18 protein-coding genes and 4 pseudogenes are annotated in these 20,131 nt (G+C 73.3%); 8 read left to right on the top strand and 14 right to left on the bottom strand.

What is annotated here, in order from left to right; genetic code table 11:
• Positions 1–23 precede the first annotated feature (23 nt).
• The gene (locus CG736_RS03750; RefSeq protein WP_100584666.1) at positions 24–1,043 is read left to right on the top strand and encodes a nitronate monooxygenase; all 1,020 of its coding nucleotides are present in this window, start codon (positions 24–26) and stop codon (positions 1,041–1,043) included.
• 20 nt (positions 1,044–1,063) lie between these two features.
• Here CG736_RS03750 and CG736_RS03745 read toward each other — a convergent pair whose 3' ends face one another.
• Positions 1,064–1,558, bottom strand: a complete 495-nt coding sequence (locus tag CG736_RS03745; RefSeq protein WP_100584665.1) for a GNAT family N-acetyltransferase — start codon at positions 1,556–1,558, stop codon at positions 1,064–1,066.
• Between the two features lie 122 nt (positions 1,559–1,680).
• On the opposite strand from CG736_RS03745, the gene CG736_RS03740 reads away from it, so the two are divergent.
• On the top strand, positions 1,681–2,349 hold the full coding sequence (locus CG736_RS03740) for a dihydrofolate reductase family protein (protein WP_100584664.1): 669 nt from the start codon (positions 1,681–1,683) through the stop codon (positions 2,347–2,349).
• A 7-nt stretch (positions 2,350–2,356) separates the two neighbouring features.
• Here CG736_RS03740 and CG736_RS03735 read toward each other — a convergent pair whose 3' ends face one another.
• The 6 genes and pseudogenes from CG736_RS03735 to CG736_RS03725 form a co-directional block, all read right to left on the bottom strand.
• Positions 2,357–2,638: a DUF6183 family protein gene (locus CG736_RS03735; RefSeq protein WP_100584663.1), complete on the bottom strand. Its 282-nt coding sequence runs from the start codon at positions 2,636–2,638 to the stop codon at positions 2,357–2,359.
• Between the two features lie 19 nt (positions 2,639–2,657).
• A pseudogene (locus CG736_RS38820) lies at positions 2,658–2,774 on the bottom strand (DUF6183 family protein); the annotation flags it as partial.
• 82 nt (positions 2,775–2,856) lie between these two features.
• A pseudogene (locus CG736_RS38815) lies at positions 2,857–3,039 on the bottom strand (DUF6183 family protein); the annotation flags it as partial.
• 2 nt (positions 3,040–3,041) lie between these two features.
• Positions 3,042–3,209: pseudogene (locus tag CG736_RS38810) on the bottom strand (DUF6183 family protein); the annotation flags it as partial.
• A gap of 179 nt (positions 3,210–3,388) precedes the next feature.
• Positions 3,389–3,790, bottom strand: a pseudogene (locus CG736_RS38805) (DUF6183 family protein); the annotation flags it as partial.
• Between the two features lie 55 nt (positions 3,791–3,845).
• A complete protein-coding gene (locus CG736_RS03725) occupies positions 3,846–5,291 on the bottom strand; it encodes an aminopeptidase P family protein (protein WP_100584661.1) in 1,446 nt (481 codons plus the stop codon).
• A gap of 254 nt (positions 5,292–5,545) precedes the next feature.
• Between CG736_RS03725 and CG736_RS03720 the strand changes: the two genes are divergently transcribed.
• The 6 genes from CG736_RS03720 to CG736_RS03695 all read left to right on the top strand — a co-directional run bounded on the left by CG736_RS03720 (position 5,546) and on the right by CG736_RS03695 (position 13,322).
• A complete protein-coding gene (locus CG736_RS03720) occupies positions 5,546–7,285 on the top strand; it encodes an ABC transporter substrate-binding protein (protein ID WP_100584660.1) in 1,740 nt (579 codons plus the stop codon).
• A gap of 16 nt (positions 7,286–7,301) precedes the next feature.
• Positions 7,302–8,261 carry an ABC transporter permease gene (locus CG736_RS03715; protein WP_100584659.1) on the top strand — a complete coding sequence of 320 codons (960 nt, stop codon included), beginning with the start codon at positions 7,302–7,304 and terminating at the stop codon, positions 8,259–8,261.
• Positions 8,258–9,247, top strand: a complete 990-nt coding sequence (locus tag CG736_RS03710) for an ABC transporter permease (RefSeq protein WP_100584658.1) — start codon at positions 8,258–8,260, stop codon at positions 9,245–9,247. Before CG736_RS03715 ends, CG736_RS03710 begins: the two co-directional genes overlap by 4 nt.
• Positions 9,244–10,227, top strand: coding sequence for an ABC transporter ATP-binding protein (locus tag CG736_RS03705; protein ID WP_100584657.1), 984 nt, complete (start codon positions 9,244–9,246; stop codon positions 10,225–10,227). The genes CG736_RS03710 and CG736_RS03705 overlap by 4 nt, the downstream gene beginning before the upstream one ends.
• Complete coding sequence (locus CG736_RS03700) at positions 10,224–11,201, top strand: ABC transporter ATP-binding protein (RefSeq protein WP_100584656.1); 978 nt, start codon at positions 10,224–10,226, stop codon at positions 11,199–11,201. The genes CG736_RS03705 and CG736_RS03700 overlap by 4 nt, the downstream gene beginning before the upstream one ends.
• 327 nt (positions 11,202–11,528) lie before the next feature.
• Positions 11,529–13,322: a glycoside hydrolase family 36 protein gene (locus CG736_RS03695; RefSeq protein ID WP_100584655.1), complete on the top strand. Its 1,794-nt coding sequence runs from the start codon at positions 11,529–11,531 to the stop codon at positions 13,320–13,322.
• Positions 13,323–13,324: 2 nt separating this feature from the next.
• On the opposite strand, the gene CG736_RS03690 is transcribed toward CG736_RS03695, so the two are convergent.
• The 7 genes from CG736_RS03690 to CG736_RS03660 all read right to left on the bottom strand — a co-directional run bounded on the left by CG736_RS03690 (position 13,325) and on the right by CG736_RS03660 (position 20,115).
• A complete protein-coding gene (locus tag CG736_RS03690) occupies positions 13,325–13,699 on the bottom strand; it encodes a hypothetical protein (RefSeq protein ID WP_100584654.1) in 375 nt (124 codons plus the stop codon).
• 101 nt (positions 13,700–13,800) lie between these two features.
• Positions 13,801–14,232: a roadblock/LC7 domain-containing protein gene (locus tag CG736_RS03685; protein ID WP_232733764.1), complete on the bottom strand. Its 432-nt coding sequence runs from the start codon at positions 14,230–14,232 to the stop codon at positions 13,801–13,803.
• 37 nt (positions 14,233–14,269) lie between these two features.
• Positions 14,270–15,259, bottom strand: a complete 990-nt coding sequence (locus CG736_RS03680) for a hypothetical protein (protein ID WP_100584652.1) — start codon at positions 15,257–15,259, stop codon at positions 14,270–14,272.
• A complete protein-coding gene (locus tag CG736_RS03675) occupies positions 15,259–15,642 on the bottom strand; it encodes a hypothetical protein (RefSeq protein ID WP_100584651.1) in 384 nt (127 codons plus the stop codon). Before CG736_RS03675 ends, CG736_RS03680 begins: the two co-directional genes overlap by 1 nt.
• 178 nt (positions 15,643–15,820) lie before the next feature.
• On the bottom strand, positions 15,821–17,119 hold the full coding sequence (locus CG736_RS03670; protein ID WP_100584650.1) for an MFS transporter: 1,299 nt from the start codon (positions 17,117–17,119) through the stop codon (positions 15,821–15,823).
• Complete coding sequence (locus tag CG736_RS03665) at positions 17,116–17,688, bottom strand: helix-turn-helix domain-containing protein (RefSeq protein WP_100584649.1); 573 nt, start codon at positions 17,686–17,688, stop codon at positions 17,116–17,118. The genes CG736_RS03670 and CG736_RS03665 overlap by 4 nt, the downstream gene beginning before the upstream one ends.
• Before the next feature lie 81 nt (positions 17,689–17,769).
• On the bottom strand, positions 17,770–20,115 hold the full coding sequence (locus tag CG736_RS03660; protein ID WP_232733763.1) for an immune inhibitor A domain-containing protein: 2,346 nt from the start codon (positions 20,113–20,115) through the stop codon (positions 17,770–17,772).
• Between the last annotated feature and the right edge of the window lie 16 nt (positions 20,116–20,131).

The raw sequence follows: 20,131 nt of genomic DNA, 5'->3' as shown, positions 1-20,131 counted from the left end.
GCACACGGAGGCGAGGGAGCGGCATGGCATTCGACTGGGAGGTGCCGCTGGTCGCGGCCCCGATGGCGGGCGGCCCGAGCACTCCCGAGCTGGTCGCGGCCGTCAACGGCGCGGGCGGCCTGGGCTTCCTCGCCGCCGGCTACCGGACGGCCGACGGGATGCTCGACCAGGTCCGCCGGACCCGTGAGCTGACGGACCGCCCGTTCGGCGTCAACCTGTTCGTGCCCGCGCCGCCCTCCGACCCGGGGCCGGTCGTCGCCTACCGGGAGCGGCTCCGCCCGGAGGCCGAGCGGTGGGGCGTGGAGCTGCCCGCCGAGGTCCGGTCCGACCGGGACGGCTGGGAGGCGAAGCTCGACGCGCTGCTGCGCAACCCCGTCCCCTACGTCTCGTACACCTTCGGGCTGCCCGGCCGGGACGAGGCCGACGCGCTCCGGGCCGCCGGCATCCGCCAACTCGGCACCGTCACCAGCCCGGAGGAGGCCCGCGCCGCCACCGCGCTCGGCATGGACGCCCTGACCGTGCAGGGCCCCGAGGCCGGCGGCCACCGCGGCACCCACCGCGCCGAGGACACCCCGGGCACCCTCCCGCTGCTCGAACTGCTCGCCGCCGTACGGGAGGTGACGCCGCTCCCGCTGATCGCCGCCGGCGGCCTCGGCGACGGCCCGGCGATCGCCGCCGCGCTGCGGGCGGGCGCGGTCGCCGCCCAACTCGGCACCGCCTACCTGCGCACCGACGAATCCGGCGCCTCGGCGGCGCACCGCCGCGCCCTGGTCGAGCTCCCCGGGACGACCGTCACCCGCGCGTTCACGGGCCGCCCCGCCCGGGCCCTCCGCAACTCCTTCATCGACCGGTACGACGCCGACGCCCCGCCGGCCTACCCCGAAGTCCACTACCTCACCCAGCCGTTGCGGGCGGCCGCGACCCGCCGCGGCGACGTCGAGGGCATGCACCTGTGGGCGGGCACCGCCCACGCCTCGGCCCGCGAGGGCGGCGCGGCGAAGGTGACTCGCGCGCTGTGGGAGGACGCGCAGCGCGCCGGGTAGGACCCGGCGTAGGGCCCGGCCTAGGGCCGGACGTCGCGCCGGTACCAGGTGCCGGGTTTGCCGCCGAGGTCGGCCGGGGCGGCGGGGCCGTCGGGGACGAATCCGGCCTTGGTCAGGACCTGGCGGGACGCGGCGTTGTCGTGGGAGGTGGCCGCCCGCAGGGTGTGCAGGCCGTGCAGCGTCGGCGCCGTTCGGCAGAGTTGCTGGACGGCCGTCGTTGCCAGGCCGCGTCCGGCGGCCTGTTCCGCGACCCGGTAGCCGAGGACGGCGGCGCCGTTCTCCAGGTCGTACAGGTTGAACCTGCCGAGGACCGAGCCGTCCGCGGCGACGAGGAGGTGGAAGACGCAGACGCCGGCCTCCTGCTCGGCCAGCAGGGCGTCGTGGCGCTCGGCGAACCGGTCGAAGTACTCGTCGCCGCGGTCGGGGATCGAGGCGGCGAAGTAGGCGCGGTTCGCCAGCTCGAAGGCCAGGACCGCCGGGGCGTGGTCGGCGCGCAGCCGCTGCAGCTCGGGCATCGGCCGACCCTACTGGGGCCGTGCGCCGAGGTCACTCGAATTTCCGTCGGTCACCGACAGGTCCGGGGCGTGTGATCATGCCCGAGGACCGCCGGGGTCCAGCCGCGAAGAACGGAGCCACCATGGCCGAGCGCCCGTACGTGCTGCTGAGCGTCGCCACGTCGATCGACGGGTACATCGACGACACCTCGGCGGAGCGGCTGCTGCTGTCGAACGCCGAGGACTTCGACCGGGTGGACCAGGTGCGGGCCGAGTCGGACGCCGTCCTGGTCGGCGGGAACACGCTGCGGGCGGACGATCCGCGGCTCCTCGTCAACAGCGAGCGGCGGCGGGCCGAGCGGGTCGCGGCGGGGAAGCCGGCGTACCCGTTGAAGGTGACGGTCTCGGCGAGCGGCGACCTCGACCGGGGGTTGAAGTTCTGGCACTTCGGCGACCGGAAGGTCGTGTACACCACCGACGCCGGGGAGTCGAGGCTGGGCGGCACGCTGGACGGGCTGGCCGAGGTGGTGAGCACCGGTGACAGCGTCGACTTCGGGGCGATGCTCGACGACCTGGCGGCCCGCGGGGTGCGGCGGCTGATGGTGGAGGGCGGCGGGCGGATTCACACGCAGTTCCTGTCGCTGGGCCTCGCCGACGAGGTCCACCTGGCGGTGGCGCCGCTGCTGGTCGGCGAGGCGGGTGCGCCGCGTTTCGTGTATCCGGCCGCGTTCCCGGGCGGCAGCACGCATCGGATGACGTTGCTGGGGGCCGAGACGGTGGGCGATGTGGTGCTGTTGCGCTACGCACCGTGAGGGGGCGTCAGCCGGTGTCGGTGTCCGTGTCGGTGGCCGCGAGGACGGCGAGGCGGCGGCGGTCGGGGGTGAGGGTGGCGGGGCCGAGGTCCCAGGCGAGGTGGTCGAACCAGGGGGCGGGGGCGCCGAGGGTGAACCAGTGACAGGCGGTGGCGCGGGCCTCGGCGGCGGGGAGGCCGGCGTGGGCCAGTGCGGCCGGCGACTGCCACGCGGCGAGGCGGCGGCGAACAGGACGCTCCAGGCCTCGGCGGCGGGCAGGCGGTGACGGAGAGCGCGGAGGGCTCGGCACCGGCGAGGCAGTCCAGGCCGAGGGCGGGCAGGGCGACCGGGACGGACTCGACGGGCAGCGGTGCGGCGAACTCGAACACCTGGGCCTCGATGCGGCTGTTGGACTCCTCGGCACAGTTCGCGACGGCCCGGCCCAGGGCCTCGGCCGCCTCCGGGGTGGTCGTTTCGGCGGCGGGCAGCGGGCAGCGGGCAGCGGGCGGCAGCGGTTCGGCGGGCCGTCAACTGCTCGCCTCCCGAACCCCCGTGCGGCAGCGCGTGGCAACTGCCGTCCGGGCCGTGGCCGGGCAGGCCGGCGAGCGCCTCCAGCGGGGAGGGCGTCCGGGGCAGCGCGCCCAGCGGGTGGTGGGCGAAGTGCGGGGCGGCCGCCCACGCGGAGGCGTCGGGGACGGTGTCGAGGTCCACACCGAACCCCCGTGCGGCAGCGCGTGGCAACTGCGGTCCGGGCCGTGGCCGGGCAGGCCGGCGAGCGACTCCAGCGGGGAGGGCGTCCGGGGCAGCGCGCCCAGCGGGTGGTGGGCGAAGTGCGGGGCGGCCGCCCATGCGGAGGCGTCGGGGACGGTGTCGAGGTCCACGCCGAACCCCCGTGCGGCAGCGCGTGGCAACTGCGGTCCGGGCCGTGGCCGGGCAGGCCGGCGAGCGACTCCAGCGGGGAGGGCGTCCGGGGCAGCGCGCCCAGCGGGTGGTGGGCGAAGTGCGGGGCGGCCGCCCACGCGGAGGCGTCGGGGACGGTGTCGAGGTCCACGCCGCGCAGGATCAACTCGTGGACCAGGCAGGCCCGTAGCTCGTTCGAGGAGGGCTCGGCGAACGCGGCGGCGAGATCGGCCGGACGGTGGCCGGACGCCGGTAGCGGGGCCGCGGGGCGGGCGGAGTCGGGTGCCGCGGTGAGCAGCCGCAGCGCCTGCCGGACGTTCTCGGCGCCGGGCCGGGCGGCCAGGCGCCGGACCAGGTGGTCGAAGGCGCTGCGGTAATGCCATTGCGGCTCCGCCTCGCCGAGGTGCCCGGCGAGGGCGAGGCCGAGTTCGGCGAGGAACACGGCGTCGCCCCGCGCGAGTTGGCTCCCGGGCCGTCGCGCGGACGCTGTCGACGTCGCCGAGACGGGGGAGGTCCGCCACGATCCGGTCGATCCGGTCGATCCGGTCGGTACGGAGGGCACGGTCGGTCACGGGGGCTGAGCCTGCGCACCCGTGACCCGACCGTTCATCCCGACGTCAGCCCAGCAGCTCGCCCATCCAGGACTCGATGCCGTCCACCGCGCGCGGCAGCTCGGCGGACATCAGGCGGGCGCCGTCGGCGGTGATCACCAGGTCGTCCTCGATGCGGATGCCGATGCCGCGCAGCGCGGGCGGCAGGGTGAGGTCGTCGGGCTGGAGGTAGAGGCCCGGCTCGACGGTGAGGACCATGCCTTCCTCCAGCACGCCGTCCAGGTACGTCTCGGCGCGGGCCTTCGCGCAGTCGTGGACGTCCAGGCCGAGCATGTGGCCGCTGGCGCAGAGGGTGTAGCGGCGGTACAGGCCGGAGTCCTCGCGCAGCGCCTCCTCGGCGGAGACGGGCAGCACGCCCCACTCGGAGAGGCCCTCGGCGATCACCCGCATCGCGGCACGGTGGAAGTCGCGGAAGGACGCGCCGGGGCGCAGCGTGGCGATGCCGGCGCTCTGGGCGGCGAGGACGAGTTCGTAGGCGTCGCGCTGGGCGGGGGAGAAGGTTCCGGACAGCGGCAGGGTGCGGGTGATGTCGGCGGTGTAGAGGGTGTCGGTCTCCACGCCCGCGTCGAGCAGCAGGAGCTGGGCCGGGTCGAGCGGGCCGTCGTTGCGGATCCAGTGCAGCACGCAGGCGTGCGCGCCGGAGGCGACGATGGTCTCGTAGCCGGTGCCGTTGCCCTCGGCGCGGGCGCGGGCGTTGAACGCGCCCTCCAGGATGCGCTCGCCGCGGTGGTGGCGCAGTGCGGCGGGCAGCGCGCGGACCACGTCGGCGAAGCCCGCGGCGGTGTGGTCGACGGAGAGCTGGAGCTGGTCGACCTCCCACGGGTCCTTGATCAGGCGCAGCTCGCTGAGCGCGGCGGCGAGTTGGCCGTCGCGGGCGGCGTGGTCGGCGGACGGGCGGCCGGCCAGGGCGTCCAGGACGGGGTCGACGTCGGCGAGGACGCGGGTGGGCGCGTTGGCGGTGAACAGCTTCGGCAGGTCGTCGAGGTGGGCGGTGCGCAGGCCGGTGAGCTGGGCGGCCTCGGCGAGGTCGGCGCGCCGACCGACCCAGAACTCGCCGTAGCGGCGGTCGCGGTAGAACTCGGCGGAGCCGCCGGCCCGGTCGGAGCGCGGCCGCAGGTACAGCACGGCCTCGCCGTCGGGCTCGATCACCAGGACGTGGCCGACCTGCTCCTCGCCGGTCAGCCCGGTGAGGTGGGCGTAGGCGCTGTTCGGGCGGAACCGGTAGTCGCAGTCGTTGCTGCGGATCTTCAACTGCCCCGCGGGGACGAGCAGTCGCTCGCCGGGGAAGGCGGCGGCGATCCGGGCCCGGCGGGCCGGGAAGTACGCGTGGCCGGGAACGCGGCTGTCGGCGGGCAGCGGGGTGGCGGCCCACTGGTCGGCCATGAAGGCGGCCAGGGCGGGGGTGATGGGCAGGTCGTGGCTGCCGGTGTTCAGTGCGGGCTGGTCGGCCATCGGGTGGAACTCCTCCGAGCGGGGGCGAAACAGGGACAACGGGTGTGAGCGGCAAGGAAATTGCACTGCTGAGCGGCGAGCAATGACACGGCTCGATAACAGTCGGGCCGCCTCATTGCGCAGTGCAATTTCACATTACTATGTTACGGGTCACACCTCAGAGCGGGCCAGACCCCGGCGGCATCGATCCCCGGAGGCGCCGATCTCTCGGTGACCTGATCCCCGTTGAGCAGCCCCCAGTTCCGGAGATGCACATGAACAGGCGTACCCACGCCGCCCTCGCGGCGGCCATCGCGGCGTCCCTCACCCTCGTCCTCGCCGCATGCGGCAGCAACGGCGGCGGCGGTGACGACAGCGGCGGACCGCAGGGTGTGACCACCGAAGGCAACGGCATCGTCGGCGGCACCCCCGTCAAGGGCGGCACCCTGACGATCCTGTCGAACCAGGACTTCGACCAGCTCGACCCCGCCCGCAACTGGACCATGCCGGTGATGGACGTCGGCGTGCGCATGCTCTACCGCACGCTGACCACCTTCAAGGCCGCCCCCGGCGCCGAGGGCCTGAAGATCGAACCCGACCTGGCCACCGACCTCGGCACCTCCAGCGACGGCGCGAAGACCTGGACCTTCCACCTGAAGGACAACCTCAAGTACGAGGACGGCACGCCGATCACGGCCGACGACATCAAGTACAACGTCGAGCGGTCGTACTCGCCGGAACTGGCCGGCGGGCCCGACTACGCGGTGCGCTACCTCAACGCCCCGGCCGGGTACAAGGGCCCGCTGGGCGGCGAACGGCTCGGCAGCGACGCCATCGAGGTCCCGGACGCCAAGACGATCGTCTTCCACCTCAAGCGCCCGGTCGCCGAGTTCGGCTACACCGTCACCCTGCCCACCTTCTCGCCCGTCCCCAAGGCCAAGGAGGCGGGCGCCAACTACTCCAACCACCCGGTCTCCTCCGGCCCGTACAAGATCGAGAGCTACGACCGCGGCAAGCGCATGGTGCTGGTCCGCAACACCAACTGGGACCAGGCCTCCGACCCGGTCCGCAAGGCGTACCCCGACAAGATCGTGGTCGACCAGACCCTCAAGGGCACCGGCATCGCCGACCGCCTGATCGCCGACCAGGGCGACGACAAGAGCGCCATCTCCTACGTGGACCTGACGCCCGCGAAGATCTCCGAGGTGCTCACCAACCCCGACGTCAAGAAGCGCCTGATCAGCGAGAACGCGGGCTGCACCACCAAGCTGGACATGAACACCACCAAGGCGCCGTTCGACAACGCCAAGGTCCGCCTGGCGATGCAGTACGCGGTGGACAAGGAGTCCTTCGCCGCCGCCACCGGCGGCCCCGCGTTCAACGACATCGCCACCACCTACCTGCCCCCGATGCTCACCGCCGGCACGGCCGTCGACCACTTCAAGATCAAGCCCGGCGGCGACCCCGAGAAGGCCAAGCAGCTGCTCGCCGAGGCGGGCTTCCCGAACGGCTTCTCCACCGACTTCGTCACCTCCACCGGCGGCAAGGCGCAGGCCGAGGCCATCCAGGCCGCCCTCAAGCGCGCGGGGGTGAACGTCACCATCACCACCGTCGACCCCACCGCCGTCAACTCGATCGTCGGCGACAAGGAGAAGCAGCCCGGACTCACCAGCCTCGGCTGGTGCCCCGACTACCCCTCCGCCGGCACCTTCCTGCCGATGATCTTCGACGGCCGGGCCGTCAAGGACAAGGGCAACAACGGCAACATGACCCGGTTCGACGACCCGACGGTCAACGCCGAACTCGACCGGATCGCCGGCCTGGACAACCTGCAGAAGGCCAACGAGGCCTGGCTCGCCCTGGACGCCAAGATCATGGAGGCCTCGCCCGCCGTCCCGCTGATCTGGCAGAAGAAGCCCGTCCTGGTCGGCTCCAACATCGCCGGCGCCTACGCCCACCCGGTCTGGGCCGGGCAGCTCGACTACGCGGGCATCGGCCTCAAGTCCGTCAAGTAGAGCGGGAGTTCCAAACATGACCACCCCGCTCCCGACGGCCGCGGCCGAGGGAGCGGGGGCCCCGGACACCACCGAGGCCCCCGCGTCCCCCTGGAAGCTCGCCCTGCACCGCCTGCGCCGCCAGAAGGCCGCCCTCGTCGGCGCCGCCATCATCGCCTTCTTCGTCCTGGCCGCACTCCTCGCGCCGGTGCTCACCGCGATCAGCGGCACCCGCCCCGACACCGTCGACAAGAAAGCCGTCGACCCCTACCTCGGCGGCCTGCCCCGCGGCGCCCTCGGCGGCATCAGCCCCCAGCACTGGCTCGGCGTCGAACCGCTGCTCGGCCGCGACATCTTCGCCCGGCTGCTCTACGGCGCCCAGATCAGCCTCCTGGTCGCGTTCAGCGCCGCCCTGCTGATCACCCTGATCGGCACCGTCCTCGGCATCACCGCCGGCTACTTCGGCGGCCGCACCGACGCCCTGATCAGCCGGTTCATGGACGTCATGATGTCGTTCCCCAGCCTGATCTTCATGATCGCGCTGCTCTCCGTCGCCCGGGACGTCAACCGCGTCCTGCTGCTGATCGGCGTCATGTCGCTGTTCTCCTGGCCCTACATCGCCCGCGTGGTCCGCGGCCAGACCCTCTCCCTCAAACACCGCGAGTACGTCGAGGCCGCCCGCGCCAGCGGCACCCGCAACAGCCGCATCCTGTTCGGCGAGATCCTGCCCAACCTCACCGGCACCATCATCGTCTACGTCACCCTCGCCGTCCCCGGCCTGATCGGCACCGAGGCCGCACTCAGCTTCCTCGGCGTCGGCATCCGCCCGCCCACCCCCTCGTGGGGGCAGATGATCTCCGACGCGGTGCTCTACTACAAGGTCGACCCGATGTTCTTCATCCTCCCCAGCGCCTGCCTGTTCCTGGTGGTCCTGGCCTTCACCCTGGTCGGCGACGCCCTGCGGGACGCCCTCGACCCGAAGGGCAGCCGGACGTGATCGGATACCTGCTCCGCCGGCTCGCTGCGATGGCCGCCACCCTGCTGGTCGTCTGCGCGCTCACCTTCGCCGTCTTCTACCTGTTCCCCGCCGACCCCGCCGTCCAGTTCTGCGGCAAGGACTGCTCCACCGAACGCATCGAACTCGTCCGCCAACAGCTCGGACTGGCCGACCCCCTGATCGTCCAGTTCTGGCACTACGTCACCGGCATCTTCGCCGGCCAGACCCTCGGCACCGGCCAGTACGCCGTCCAGTGCGGCTTCCCCTGCTTCGGCTACTCCTTCCAGTCCGCCCAGCCCGTCTGGGACCTGATGATGGACCGGCTGCCCACCAGCATCTCCCTCGCCCTCGGCGCCTCCGCCCTCTGGCTGCTCCTCGGCGTCGGCACCGGCGTGGTCTCCGCACTGCGCCGCGGCACCCGCCTCGACCGAACCCTGATGGTCGGCACCATCGGCGTCGCCGCCCTGCCGGTCTACTTCACCGCGATGATCCTGCTCTACCTGGTCGTCACAGTGGCCGGCCTGCTGCCCTACCCCCGCTACATCGCCTTCACCGAGCACCCCGGCCAGTGGATCTCCAACCTGATCCTGCCGTGGATCACCCTCGCCCTGCTGAACGCCGCCATCTACGCCCGGATGACGCGCAACTCCGTCATCGAGACGATGGCCGAACCGTACGTGCGCACCGCCCGCGCCAAAGGCCTGCGCGAGCGCCGCGTCGTCGGCAAGCACGGCCTGCGCCCCGCCCTCACCCCCGTCGTCACCATGCTCGGCATGGACCTCGGCGGACTGCTGGCCGGCGCCCTGATCACCGAATCCCTGTTCAGCCTCCCCGGCATCGGCAAACTCTTCGCCGACTCCCTCAACAAGTCCGACCAGCCCGTCGTCATGGGCGTCACCCTCCTCGCCTCCTTCTTCATCGTCAGCTCCAACCTGGTCGTGGACCTCCTCTACGCCTGGATCGACCCGAGGGCGAGGCTCGCATGACCGCACCCCTGCTCGCCGTACAGAACCTCGCCGTCACCTTCGACACCGCCGAAGGCACCGTCCACGCCGTCAAAGGCATCGACTTCACCGTCGAACGCGGACGCACCCTCGGCATCGTCGGCGAATCCGGCTCCGGAAAGTCCGTCACCTCCCTCGCCGTCATGGGACTGCACCGCGGCGCCACCGTCACCGGCTCCGCGCAACTCGACGGCACCGAACTGATCGGCGCCCCTGACGACCACCTGCGCACCCTGCGCGGACGGAAAATGGCGATGGTGTTCCAGGACGCCCTCACCGCCCTGCACCCCTACTTCACCGTCGGCGACCAGATCGCCGAGGCCTACCGCAGCCACTTCGGCGGCACCCGGAAAGCCGCCCACGCCCGCGCCGTCGACGTCCTCGGCGACGTCGGCATCCCCGAACCCGCCCGGCGCGCCCGCGAACACCCGCACCAGTTCTCCGGCGGCATGCGCCAACGCGCCATGATCGCCCTCGCGCTGTCCTGCGAACCCGACCTGATCATCGCCGACGAACCCACCACCGCCCTCGACGTCACCGTCCAGGCCCAGGTCCTCGACCTGCTGACCCGCCTCCAGCGCGAGCGCGGCCTCGGCCTCGTCCTGATCACCCACGACCTCGGCGTCATCGCCCGCGCCGCCGACGACGTCCTCGTCATGTACGGCGGCTCCGCGGTCGAACAGGCCGACGCCGAAGCGCTGTTCACCACCCCCCGGCACCCGTACACCCGCGGGCTGCTCGACTCCCTGCCCCGCCTCGACGCGGCGCCCGACACCGCCCTGCGCGCGATCCCCGGCACCCCGCCGTCCCTGCTCGCCCCGCCCGCCGGTTGCGCCTTCCACCCCCGCTGCCCCGCGTACGCCGCCACGCCCGACACCCGCTGCACCGGCGAACGGCCGCCGCTGCGCACCGTCGCCGGCGGCCACCGCAGCGCCTGCATCCACGACGAGGTGACCGCATGACCACCGACACCGCGGTGCTGAGCGTCCGCGACCTCGGCATGACCTTCCCCGGCCCGCGCGGCGTCCTGCGCCGGGCCCCCGGCGTCCGCGCCGTGGACGGCGTCAGCTTCGACGTCCGCCCCGGCGAGACCCTCGGACTGGTCGGCGAGTCCGGCTGTGGCAAGTCCACCACCGGACGGATGCTGGTCCGCCTGCTCGACCCGACGGCCGGGCAGGTCAGCTTCCGCGGACAGGACATCACCCGGGCCCCGCAGCGCCAACTGCGGCCGCTGCGCAGCAAGTTCCAGATGATCTTCCAGGACCCGTTCGCCTCGCTCAACCCGCGCAAGACCGTCCAGCAGATCATCGCGGCCCCGCTGCGCGCGCAGGGCGCCTCCCCTTCGTCGATCCGCGAGGAGGTCCGGGACCTGATCCGGCTGGTCGGGCTCGCCCCCGAACACCTGGAGCGCTACCCGCACCAGTTCTCCGGGGGGCAGGCCCAACGCATCGGCATCGCCCGGGCGCTCGCGACCCGGCCCGAACTCGTCGTCGCGGACGAGCCGGTGTCCGCGCTCGACGTCTCCATCCAGGCGCAGATCGTCGGCCTGATGGAACGCCTGCAGGCCGAACTCGGCGTCGCCTACGTCTTCATCGCGCACGACCTGGCCGTGGTCAAACACCTCAGCCACCGGGTCGCCGTCATGTACCTCGGCCGGATCGTCGAACTCGGCGACCGGGCGGACGTGTACGAGCGCCCCGCCCACCCGTACACCAAGGCGCTGCTGTCCGCCGTCCCGCTGCCCGACCCGGCCGCCGAGCGCGCCCGCGAACGCATCGTCCTGCTCGGCGACCCGCCCAGCCCCGCCAGCCCCCCGCCCGGCTGCACCTTCCACCCGCGCTGCCCCAAGGCGCAGGCAATCTGCCGGACCGAGGCGCCGGTGCTCGCCCCCGACACGCCCACCCGCCAGGTCGCCTGCCACTTCCCCGAGACGTAGCGCACCCCGCGGACGGGGGAGAGCCCACGCTCTCCCCCGTCCCGCCCGCCCCGCCGGGCCCCGCGCCCCGCGAGGAAGCCGTGCGCCCGACCGTGCACCGACCGCACCCCGGCCGCCCGTCCCGACGACCCGAACTGCCACTTCGGCAAGACCGACGTCCGGCCCGGTGGCCGGGCCGGCACCGCCGACCACACCTGCGAAGGCCCGCTGCGCCGCCGACCGGCGCGCGTCACCGGGCCGACGCCTCGAACCCCCGCTCCGGCCGGCCGTTCTCCCGCTTCCGCGGCCGGCCGGGGCGGGACCACTTCCCGCGAAAGGAAACCCCGCGTGACCGCACTGTCCTGGGACGGCTCCGCACCGCCGTCCGGTCGCACCGAGACCTCCCGCACCGTCGACGCCGGCCTGCTCACCCTCCGGGTGACGGCGGTCGGGAGCGCGAGCGCCCCGGCCGTGACCGTGACCGAACTCGCCGTCCCCGGCGTGCTGCTGATCGAGGCGACCACCGTCGAGCCGGACGTCCGCCTGCGGATCGAATGGCAACTGCCCTGCACCGGCGCCACCGCCTACTGGACGCCCAACACCAACGCCCGCTGGCTGCCGCCGAGTTGGGCGAACCCCCGGGAGGCGTCACTGCCCAAGGGCGCACCCGTCGGCAGCCTGGTCGGCCAGGGCGACGGCGCGCTGTGCACCTTCGCGGTCGGCGAACTCGTCCGACCCGTCGCCATCGGCGAAGGCGCGGTCGAGGAGACCGGGCGCTACAGCTGGTGGATCGAGCAGGACGGCCCCGGGATCGCCCTGCGCCTCGACCTGAGCGGCCGTCACTTCGCCGACACCGTCCGGGAGTGCGCCGACTGGTGGGCCGGCCTCGCACCCGTCCGCGCCGTCCCCGACACCGCGTTCGAGCCGGTGTTCTGCACCTGGTACGCCCTGCACCTGGCGATGGCCGCCACCGACGTCGAGCGCCTCGCCGAACTCGCCGCACCGCTCGGCTTCCGAAGCCTGATCGTCGACGACGGCTGGCAGACCGACGAACGCACCCGCTCCTACGCCACCACCGGCGACTGGCAGCCCGCCCCCACCGACTTCCCCGACTTCGCCGCGCACGTCGCCCGGGTCCGCGGCCTCGGCCTGAACTACCTGCTGTGGCACGCCGTCCCGTTCGTCGGCGACCGCAGCGAAGCGGCGACCCGGCTGGCCGGCCACACCCTCGCCCACCTGCCGACACTGGAGACCTACCTGCTCGACCCGCGCAGCCCCACCGTCCGCGCCCACCAGGTCGACCGGCTCGCCGCCGCCGTCGAGCAGCACGGCGTCGACGGCCTGAAGATCGACTTCGTCGACACCTTCGCCCACCGGCCCGCAGCCGGCGCCGCACCCCACACCGCCTCGCCCGAGGCGGACTGCGCCACCGTCGCCGAAGGCGTGCAGAGGCTGCTCGCCGCCCTCGACGAACGGCTCCGCGCCACCCGCCCCGACGTGCTGGTCGAACACCGCCAGGACTACCTCGGCCCCGGCCTGTGGCCGTACGCCACCATGGTCCGGGCCGCCGACTGCCCGCACAACGCCGTGGAGAACCGGGTCCGCACCGCCGACCTGCGCCTCACCGCCGGGCCGCTCGCCGTGCACGCCGACCCGCTGACCTGGCACCCCGAGGAGAGCCCGGAGCAGATCGCCGTGCTGCTCCAGTCGGTGCTGTTCGCCACCGCCCAGGTCTCCGTCGACCTCGCCGCGCAGCGCCCGGAGCAGCTGGCCGCACTGAGGTTCTGGCTGGGCGTCATGGCCGAGCACCGCGAGCTGCTCCAGCGCGGCGAACTGCGCCCGCACCGGCCCGAGTTGGCGTATCCCGTGATCGAGGCGCGGCGCGCGGGCGCGCTGGCGTTCGGCCGGTACGCCCCGCTGCCGCTGCGCGTCGCGGGCCACTGGCGGAGGCTGCTGGTGGCGAACGCCGACCCGGACACCCTGGTGCGGATCGAGTTCGACCGGGCGCCGGGCCCGGTCGACCTGCTGGTGCAGGACTGCCTGGGCGGGGATGTGGCGCGGGCGCAGACCCCGGTCGACGGGACGGAGCTCGCCGTCCGGGTGCCCACCGGGGGCCTGCTCACCCTCGGCCGGGTCGGCTGACCTCAGACCTCCAGGTCGGTCTCGACCTTCTTCAGCTGGTGGCGGGCCATCGCCAGGTTCGCCCGGTTGCGGTCCAGCGCCAGGTAGAGGAACAGGCCCTTGCCGGAGCGGGAGGTGAGCGGGCGGATCAGGTGGTACTGGGAGGAGAGGGTGATCAGGATGTCCTCGATCGCCTCGTTCAGGTTGAGCAGTTCCATCGCGCGGAGCTTGGCCCGGACCACGTCGGTGTTGCCGGCGGCGGCGACGTTCAGGTCCAGGTCGGGGCCGCCGCCGATCAGGCCCAGGGCCATGCCGCTGTTGTAGTCGACCAGGGCGACACCGATGGCGCCCTCGACCGACCCCATGATCTCCTTGAGCGCGGTTTCCAGCGTAGACATGGTGCAAGTACCTCTTCCGGTAAGCGAATTGACGGCACGTCAGATCGACGGGCCGGGTGGTGCGGAGACGGGACGAACGTCGAAGGGGGAGAGCGGGAGGGTCAGAGCGGGCTGCGGTCGAGGTCCGCGTCGGCCAGGGCGGCTATCCGCGCGCCGGCGCGGCGGGCCTCCAGGTGCAGGCGGCCGACGTTGGCCTGCGCGTCGGCCAGCAGCGTGAGCACCGTGTACGCGCCGGCGGCGTACGTCGCCGTGTAGCCGCGCTCGCCGCGGGTGATCAGCTCCAGGAAGGCGCCCTGCCCGGTGGCCTCCGTGAGCCGCGCGCCCACGCCGAGCGCGGCGGCGGTCAGCGCGGCCACGCTCTCCGCCTCCAGGGCGCTGGTGTCGTGGGCCACCACCAGGCCGTCGACGGTGGCGACCAGCGAACCCGTCAGGTGCGGGACGCGGGACCGCAGGCCCCGCAGTTCGGCCTGCACCTCGGCTTCGGGCAGCACGGGCGTCCTCCTCGCGGTCAGTTGACGGAACGTGCGCTTCATGACTCGGACGGCGGGCAGGTGCGGGCGGACAGGGCGGTCACAGGGCCTCCAGGGCGGCACGTAGTCGGAGCAGCAGGCCCACCTCCGGGTCCGAGGAGTCGTAGGAGCGCGGGCCGGGCGGCAGCAGCACGTCCGGCGGCGCCGGACCGGGCGCGGCGGCCGGTGGCGGGTCGGGGAGGACGGCGGGCCGGCCGGCCGAGAGCAGCCCGGCGGCGGCCAGCTGCCGGACGTCCAGCAGGGCGCCGAAGGTGGTGCGGCCCAGCAGCCGGGCCAGTTCGGGCACGGTGCGGGTGCCGTCGGCGGCGGCCAGCAGCGCCTGCCGGCGGTGGCGCGGCACGGCGGTGCGGCGGACCGGGACGGCGCCGGTGGCGACCGGCGGGGCGGAGTCGAGTTCGGCGGACGGCCAGCAGGAGTCCAGCAGGGCGCGGCGTCGGCCGACCGCGCCGCGCAGTTCCAGGACGGACAGCGGGCGGGCGAGCCGGAAGCCGGGGCGGGCGGCGGAGTCGAAGCGCAGCTCGCCGCCGTGCTGGGCGAGCGCGTCGTGGGCGCCGTCCAAGGTGGCGGCCAGGCGGGCGAGTTCGAGTTCGCCGCGGCCGACCAGTCCGGCGGCGAGCAGGTGGTCGGCGGGGTGTCCGCCGGTCAGCGCCACGCTCTCCTCCCAGACGCGGACGGTGACCCGGCCGGCGGCGGTGAGCAGGTGGCCGACGCTCGCCCCGCGCGGGGACTCGGCGTGCACCACCAGGCCGGCCGCCAGGTGCACCGCGCCGTCCGGGCCGTGCAGGACGCCGGTGGCGCCCTCGGTGGCGAGGTCGGTGAGCGCCGCCTCGAACGTGGTGGCGGGCGCGCAGGCGGAGCGTCGCCGGCGGGGGAGCGGCGCGGCCTGGGTGCGCCGCGGGCGGGGGCTCGACTGCGGTGCCGGGCCGTCGAGTTGAGGGGAGGCGCCCAGCAGCGGCGGCGCGGTCGGCATCGGGGGGACGCGGTAGGGGCCGGTGGTGGAGGCGGGTGTGAGGGTGTCGGCGGACCACATCAGGTGAGCACCAGTCGGTCGGCGATGGCGGCGAGGCGGAGCCGGGCCATCGCCAGGTTGGCGTGGTCGCGGTCCAGCCGGAGGTAGAGGAAGACGTTCGCGTCGAAGGCGGCGGGGACGAACCGGATCAGGTGGTAGTTGCCGGCCGAGGTGACGATGACGTCCTCGGCGGGCGGGGCGCCGGAGTCCGGGTCGGCGAACGACGGGGTCTGGGTGACGGCCCGGGCGAGTTCGGTGGCGTCGGCCGCCCCGACCTCGTGGTCGCCGTCGGGGCCCAGTCCGGCGGTGCCGATGGCCAGGCCGTTGGTCCAGTCGACCAGGCTGACCCCCAGGGCGCCGGTGATCCCCATGGCTTCCGCAAGGCACTCTTCGATCCCGGGCACGTACGGCGTTCCCTCCCCACCGTGCCGGACACGGTGCGTCGCTGCCACCGCTTTCACCTGCGGTAGTCTGACCGGAACGCAACGCTACCGGCGGGGCCCCCGCGGGGCGAGACTTTCGGCCATATCCGTCGGGCATATGCCCGAATGCGCTATCGTGCCCCGGAATCCCGACCCGACGTCAGGTCGAATGTTCGAGTCGTTCCTCCTGGTCAGCCGGGTCCTCCGGGTCCACCGCCCCGTCCCGGCCGGGCAGTTCGCGCAGCCGCGGGATCGGCGAGAAGACCACCCACAGTCCGGAAGCGATCGCTCCGATCGCGGCGATCCAGAGCGCGGGGTGCAGGCCCAGGGTGGAGCCGAGCAGTCCGCCGAGCAGCGAACCGAGCGGCCGCACACCGTAGTTGACGGCCTGGTAGGCGCCGGAGACGCGGGAGCGCAGGGCGTCCGGGATGCAGGCGGCGAAGATGGTGCCCGCGGAGATGTCGAGGATCATCATGCCGATGCCGGACAGGAACTCCGCGGCGAACAGCAGGGCGGCGGCCGTGACGCGCGACCCGCCGGCCAGCGGGATCAGCAGCATCGGCGCGGCGAACGCCACCAGGCCGAACAGGAAGGCCGGGCCGATGCCGATCCGGGCCGCCACCCGCCCGGTGAGCGCCGCGCCGAGCAGCGTGCCGACCGCGGCGGCGCCCAGCACCGCGCCCAACAGGCCCGCGCTGAAGCCGAGTTCACGGGTCGCGTAGAGCACGAACAGGGCGCTGAGGACGAAGGTGAACAGGTTGACGGTGGCGGTGCCGAGCAGCGCCGCGCGCATCACGGGGGAGCGGCGGATCCAGCGCAGGCCCTCGCCGGTCGAGCCGCGCCCGGCCTCGGCGGGCGGCGGCTCCTCGGGGCTGATCCGGCGCAGGAACAGCGCGGACGCCACGAAGGACAGCGCGTCCGCCACCAACGCCAGTGGCGCGGACAGTAGTTGGACCAGCAGGCCGCCGAGGCCCGGGCCCACCACGTAGCTGGCCGCGCGGCTGCCGTTGATCAGGGCGTTGCCGCTCAGGTACTGCTCGGCGGGGACCAGGGCGACGAACAGCGGCGCGTTGCAGACGTTGAAGAACACCGACAGCGAGCCGACGGCCAGCACCACGGCGTACAACTGAAAGAGCGTCAACAGCCCGGCGGCCCAGGCGATCGGGACGGTCAGCAGCGCCGCCGCGCGGCCCAGGTCGGTGACGATCATCACCCGGCGCCGCTGCCGGGAGCGGTCGGCCCAGCTGCCCGCGTGCAGCGACAGCAGCAGGTACGGCAGGTAGCCGGCGGCGGCCAGGTAGCCCATCTGCGCGGCGTCGGCGTGCAGCGCGGAGACCGCGATCAGCGGGATCACCAGCAGGGTGACCTGGTCGCCCAGCGAGGAGACGGTCTGTCCGGTCCAGTAGCGGCGGAAGGCCGTCTCGCGCAGCAGTTCGGGTATCCGGAGCCGGCCGATCACGGCCGCACGTCCGTCGGCACGGCCAGCTGCATCAGCTGGACGGCGCGCGCGCCCTCCGGCCGGTCGGCCGTGCGCTCCACGTAGGGGCGGGTCAACTCCTCGATTCGGGTGAGGAGTTCGGTGAGCTCCTCGGGGGTGACCCGCACCACGGTGTCGCCGAAGCCGGCCGCCTCGCGCCACTCGGGCGTCTCCTCGGCGCGGTGCGTCAGCCAGCCGGTGGCGCGGGCGAAGTAGCCGTCCAGCACCGCGCGTTGCAGGGTGTCGACGGCGGCGGCCTGCTCGGGGTCGGCGGGGGAGGAGTCCCAACTGGTGAGGTCGGCGGTGGCCTGCCAGGGCTTCTCCCGCCCGCGCCCGCCGCCGGCCTCCTCCACCAGCCCGTACTTGGCGAGTTGGCGCAGGTGGAAGGAGCAGCTGGCGACGGACTCGGTGCCGAGCAGCTCCGCGGCCCGGGTCGCGGTCAGCGGCCCGTGCACGCGGAGCAGGCCCACCAGGGTCATCCGGGTCGGATGGGCGTAGGCGCGCAGGGCGCGCGGGTCGGTCAGCCGGACGGCCGACGGCTGTTCGCTCATGTATCCAAAGCTATCTTTCTAAAGAAGCCTTTACAAGAGGAACAGCCGTCGGCCGACCGGTACTTCAGATCACCGCGGAGCTCAGGACGCCGGGCCCACCCGGACGGTGGTCAGCTTGCCGCCCTGGGTCTCGCGGACCACCTCGATCCGGGTGTTGGTGTCGGGCACCTTCACCCCGAGCTGCGGGATCGCCGGGTCGGTGTACACCCCGCTGTGGTCGTCGAAGGCCGGCACCGCCGGCTCCGAGGGAACCTTGGTCGCCACGCCCGCCTTGTGCAGCGTGAACGCGTCGGTCTTCTTCAGCGAGAACGTCGCGTCGTAGGACTGCGAACGCCCGTTGGTGAGCGAGCCGTCCGCGAACCGCAGCGCCTTCGGATGCGCGTCCACCGGCAGGATCAGTCCGCCGCCCAGGTGGTCGACGGTGTTGTTGTTCTCGTAGGAGGTGTCCCACAGCCAGACCAACACCCCCTCCTGGTACGGGTAGTTGTCGATCACGTCGGCCTTGCCCGGCACACCCGAGTAGCCGAAGTTGTACGGCCCGGTCTTCAGGAACGCGCCGTACCCGGTGTAGCGGCGGTTCTCCACCAGGTAGGCCCGCGGGTGCTGCTTGACGGCGTTCTTGCCGTGGATGACCGAGAACCCGACGGCCGCCCAGTCGCCCGGGCCGCCCTCCGCGCCGTCGGCCAGCAGCACCGCGCCGTCCGCGGTCAGCTTCACCGCGTCCACCAGCACGCCCCGGCCGTGCGTGTTGGTGTCGGAGGTGACGTGGAAGCGCACCTGCACCTGCTTGCCGAGGTACTCGTCCAGCGGGAGGTGCAGCTGACGCCAGCCGCCCGAACTGCCGCTCAGGCCGGGCGTGTTCGCCGTGGTGTCGCCGATCGGCAGCCCGTCGACGGTGCCGTGCAGCGGCGTCCAGGTGCGGCCGCCGTCCGCGGACGCCTCCACCGTGAAGAAGTCGTAGTCCTGCTCGGTGTCCCACCAGGCCGCGGCGTCGAGGGCGGCCGAGGAGGTCTTCCCGGTCAGGTCCACGGTGCGCGACAGCGAGGCGTCCATGTTGTCGCCGCTGTCGCTCCACCACTGCGCGCCGCCCTCGAACGGGTCGGCCAGCGTGGTCGTGGTCGACGCCGGCGGCAGGTGCACCAGGACGGCCTGCGCCTGGTCGGTGTTGTAGCCGGACACGCCCAGGGTGTGGCTGGAGCGGGTGGCGGCCTGCGCCTCGTCGTAGTTCAGCCAGCCCATCTGCAGCTTGCTCCAGGCGTCCAGGTCGCCCGGGTACGCGCCGGTGGTGTTGCGCCCCTTGCCCAGGTACGAGCCCGAGGACATCAGCGACCAGAAGCTGACGGAGTTGTCGCCGCCGTTGGTCGAGTACAGGTCCGGCAGGCCCAGGTTGTGCCCGAACTCGTGGGAGAACAGGCCCACGCCGCTGTTCTCGCCCGCCTGCACGTAGTCGTACACGTACAGGCCGGTGTCGCCGACCGGCGCGCCGCCGATCCGGTTGCCCGCCGGGCCGGTCTGCCCGGTCGGGTCGGGGAAGGTCCAGCTGCGGTGCGCCCACAGGGCGTCGCCGCCCTGCGCGCCGCCGCCCCAGGTCTCGTCGACGCCGGCGTGCACCACGATCACGTTGTCGAGGTAGCCGTCCGGCTCGTCGAAGTTGCCGTCCTTGTCGTAGTCGTAGCGGTCCTGGACGTCGTACTGCGCCAGCTCCGCCTTGACGTCCGCGGCCGTGCGGCCCTTGGCGATCTCGCCGTCGTACCAGGCCTTGGTGGCGTCCCGGACGAACTCCTGCGCCTGGGTCCAGCCGCCGCCGCCCTGCGGGCCCTTGTTGGAGCCGTAGCGGGCCTCGTTCCACGGCAGGGTGACCCAGTCGGTGACGGTGCCCTCGATGTCGTACCGGCCCGAGGACTGGGTGCGGTAGAAGTTGCGCATCGAGTTCGCGCCCGGCGCGTCGTCGAAGAACATCTTCCGGTAGGAGTCGCGACTGAAGTCGTTCTGCCAGTAGGTGTGGGTGTCGTTCGCGCCCGGCTGCGGAATCCGGTTGTGCTGCGGGCCGGGGGTGCCGCCGTAGCGCGGCTTGCCGTCGTACAGCGTGGTGTTGTCGACCTGGTCGCCGAACTGGGCGAGGATCACGAACACCTTGTCGGTGCGCTGGTGGGCGAGCTGGACGTAGTCGTTGCCGATCTTCACCTTGGCCGGGGTGGTGCCCTTGTCGCTCTTGGCGACCTTGCCCTGGTTGACCTGTGCCATGGCCTGCGCCTTGAGCGCCTGCCGGGCCCGCTCCTGCGGCGGCACCGGCGAGGGCGGCGCCTCCCGGCCGTCGGTCGCCGACTGCGGGGCGGCGGTGGACGGTTGGGCCTGGGCAGGGACGGCGGCCAGGGCTATCGCGCCGGTGGTCAGGGCAGCCAGCAGGGCTGTGGGGAGTCTGCGCAAGTGACCCGCTCCTCAG

This window comes from Kitasatospora sp. CB02891, from assembly GCF_002803145.1.
GTDB classification, from domain to species: domain Bacteria; phylum Actinomycetota; class Actinomycetes; order Streptomycetales; family Streptomycetaceae; genus Kitasatospora; species Kitasatospora griseola.
The sequence above is the reverse complement of the archived record's forward strand: the minus strand, read 5'-3'. Positions and strand labels throughout refer to the sequence as shown.

What these genes read in the sequence shown, in the direction of transcription:
- CG736_RS03685 (WP_232733764.1), bottom strand. Translation starts at nt 14,232, where the DNA reads ATGAAGCGCACGTTCCGTCAACTGACCGCGAGGAGGACGCCCGTGCTG.
- CG736_RS03700 (WP_100584656.1), top strand. Translation starts at nt 10,224, where the DNA reads ATGACCACCGACACCGCGGTGCTGAGCGTCCGCGACCTCGGCATGACC.
- CG736_RS03745 (WP_100584665.1), bottom strand. Translation starts at nt 1,558, where the DNA reads ATGCCCGAGCTGCAGCGGCTGCGCGCCGACCACGCCCCGGCGGTCCTG.
- CG736_RS03725 (WP_100584661.1), bottom strand. Translation starts at nt 5,291, where the DNA reads ATGGCCGACCAGCCCGCACTGAACACCGGCAGCCACGACCTGCCCATC.
- CG736_RS03690 (WP_100584654.1), bottom strand. Translation starts at nt 13,699, where the DNA reads ATGTCTACGCTGGAAACCGCGCTCAAGGAGATCATGGGGTCGGTCGAG.
- CG736_RS03715 (WP_100584659.1), top strand. Translation starts at nt 7,302, where the DNA reads ATGACCACCCCGCTCCCGACGGCCGCGGCCGAGGGAGCGGGGGCCCCG.
- CG736_RS03705 (WP_100584657.1), top strand. Translation starts at nt 9,244, where the DNA reads ATGACCGCACCCCTGCTCGCCGTACAGAACCTCGCCGTCACCTTCGAC.
- CG736_RS03665 (WP_100584649.1), bottom strand. Translation starts at nt 17,688, where the DNA reads ATGAGCGAACAGCCGTCGGCCGTCCGGCTGACCGACCCGCGCGCCCTG.
- CG736_RS03680 (WP_100584652.1), bottom strand. Translation starts at nt 15,259, where the DNA reads ATGTGGTCCGCCGACACCCTCACACCCGCCTCCACCACCGGCCCCTAC.
- CG736_RS03740 (WP_100584664.1), top strand. Translation starts at nt 1,681, where the DNA reads ATGGCCGAGCGCCCGTACGTGCTGCTGAGCGTCGCCACGTCGATCGAC.
- CG736_RS03720 (WP_100584660.1), top strand. Translation starts at nt 5,546, where the DNA reads ATGAACAGGCGTACCCACGCCGCCCTCGCGGCGGCCATCGCGGCGTCC.
- CG736_RS03750 (WP_100584666.1), top strand. Translation starts at nt 24, where the DNA reads ATGGCATTCGACTGGGAGGTGCCGCTGGTCGCGGCCCCGATGGCGGGC.